This is a genomic window from Ameyamaea chiangmaiensis (assembly GCF_013376175.1).
In the GTDB taxonomy this organism is placed as follows: domain Bacteria; phylum Pseudomonadota; class Alphaproteobacteria; order Acetobacterales; family Acetobacteraceae; genus Ameyamaea; species Ameyamaea chiangmaiensis.
In genome coordinates this window covers 1-1,874 of the sequence record NZ_JABXXR010000275.1, presented here as the reverse complement: position 1 = coordinate 1,874, position 1,874 = coordinate 1, and the positions used below count along the sequence as shown (strand labels likewise).

Here is a 1,874-nt window from a genome sequence, read left to right as displayed (position 1 = left end):
CGGGCCGGCCGCCCCGCACGCGCCCGGCCAGGCGCGACCGACGGAGTCGCCGATGAACGTCATGCTGAGCGCCCCTCCCAAAACCCATTATCATGCCTTGTTCGTGTCGGACCTGCATCTGGGTACGCGCGGCTGCAAGGCCGAACTTCTGGCCGCTTTTCTGGCCCGTGTCAGTTGCGACCGGCTGTATCTGGTCGGCGATATCATCGACGGGTGGCGCCTGAGACGCTCGTGGTTCTGGGACCGTCATCATGACGAAGTCCTGCGCCTGATCCTGAAAATGGCCCGCAGGGGCACGGACGTTGTCTATATCCCTGGCAATCATGATGAAATGATGCGCGCCTGGCTGCCGATGGAACTGGAGGTCGCGGGCGTACGGTTATGCGAACGGGCCACACACGTCACGGCCACCGGCCAGACATTCCTTGTCCTGCACGGCGACGAATTTGATTCCGTGGTGCGTTACGCACCTCTTCTGGCGGTGCTCGGCGATCAGGCCTACACCTTGGCGCTGGCCATCAACCACGTCGTCAACGCCGCCCGACGGCGGCTCGGGCTGCCTTATCGCTCGCTGTCCGCGTGGCTCAAGCGGCAGGTGAAAGGCGCCGTCATGGCCATCGACCGTTTCGAACATGCTGCGATCGCCGAGGCGCGCAAACACGATGCGGACGGCGTGATCTGCGGCCATATCCATCATCCCGTCATCCGGACGATCGACGGCCTGCTTTACATGAATGACGGCGACTGGGTGGAAAGCTGCAGCGCGCTGGTCGAACGAACCGACGGCACGATGGAACTGCTCGGACTGGCACAGACACTCGGCGCGCCGGATGTCTCGCACGCCTTCGCACGCCGGTCGCCGGGACGGACAGCCGCGCCAAAACCCGTGTTCATGCCGGAGCCCGCGTGACCATGCGCCTGCTGATCGTCACCGACGCGTGGCGTCCACAGGTCAACGGGGTGGTACGAACGCTGGGCATGGTCGCCGACGCTCTGCGCGCGGAAGGCCACGTGGTCGAGATCGCGGGGCCTGACCGCTTCACGTCCTGCGCGTGCCCGACCTATCCCGAAATCCGGCTCGCCCTTCTGCCCGGGCGGCGTCTCGCACGGATCGCACGCGATTTTCGGCCCGATGCGCTGCATATCGCGACCGAAGGGCCTCTCGGCATGGCTGCGCGGCGCTGGGCCCTGACGCGCGGCCTGGACTTCACCACGTCGTTTCACACGCGCTTCCCTGAATATCTGCACGCCCGCTTCGGCATGCCTGTCGGACCTGCCTACGGCGCGCTGCGCTGGTTCCACGGCGCTGCCGCCGCCACGCTGGTGCCCACCGCCAGCATCGCGCGCGATCTGGCCGCGCGGGGTTTTGGTGGGCTGCGGAACTGGACGCGCGGGGTGGATCTGTCGGGATTCCGTCCGGGCGGCGGCCGGGATTGGCAGCGCGAGTTCGGGCGACAGGGACCCTATTTCCTCAGCGTCGGACGCGTCGCTGTCGAAAAGAACCTCGACGCGTTTCTTCGCCTCGATCTGCCAGGCAGCAAGATCGTCGTCGGCGACGGTCCCGCCCGGGCGGACCTGCAACGACGCTATCCCGATGCCCTGTTCGTGGGCACGCTGGAAGGCGAAGCCCTGCGCGCGGCCTATGCCGGCTCGGACGTCTTCGTGTTCCCGTCGCGCACCGACACATTCGGACTCGTCATTCTCGAAGCTTTGGCGTGTGGCCTGCCGGTGGCGAGTTTCAACGCGCCCGGACCGGCCGACATTTTCGCCGGCGCCCCATCGGCGATCCATGCCTGCGGCGACGACCTGCAGGCGCAGGCGCGCGCGCTGCTGACGACCGATCGGGACGCCTGCCGGGCATGGGCGGAGCGCTT

2 protein-coding genes are annotated in these 1,874 nt (G+C 67.0%); both read left to right on the top strand.

The features are described from left to right. Window positions 1-52: 52 nt before the first annotated feature. Window positions 53-910 carry a UDP-2,3-diacylglucosamine diphosphatase gene (locus tag HUK82_RS16300; protein ID WP_176614920.1) on the top strand — a complete coding sequence of 286 codons (858 nt, stop codon included), beginning with the start codon at window positions 53-55 and terminating at the stop codon, window positions 908-910. A gap of 2 nt (window positions 911-912) precedes the next feature. Next, window positions 913-1,874 (top strand): glycosyltransferase family 4 protein (locus HUK82_RS16295; protein ID WP_176614921.1); only part of this gene is annotated, 962 nt, incomplete at its 3' end.

What these genes read in the sequence shown, in the direction of transcription:
- HUK82_RS16300 (WP_176614920.1), top strand. Translation starts at nt 53, where the DNA reads ATGAACGTCATGCTGAGCGCCCCTCCCAAAACCCATTATCATGCCTTG.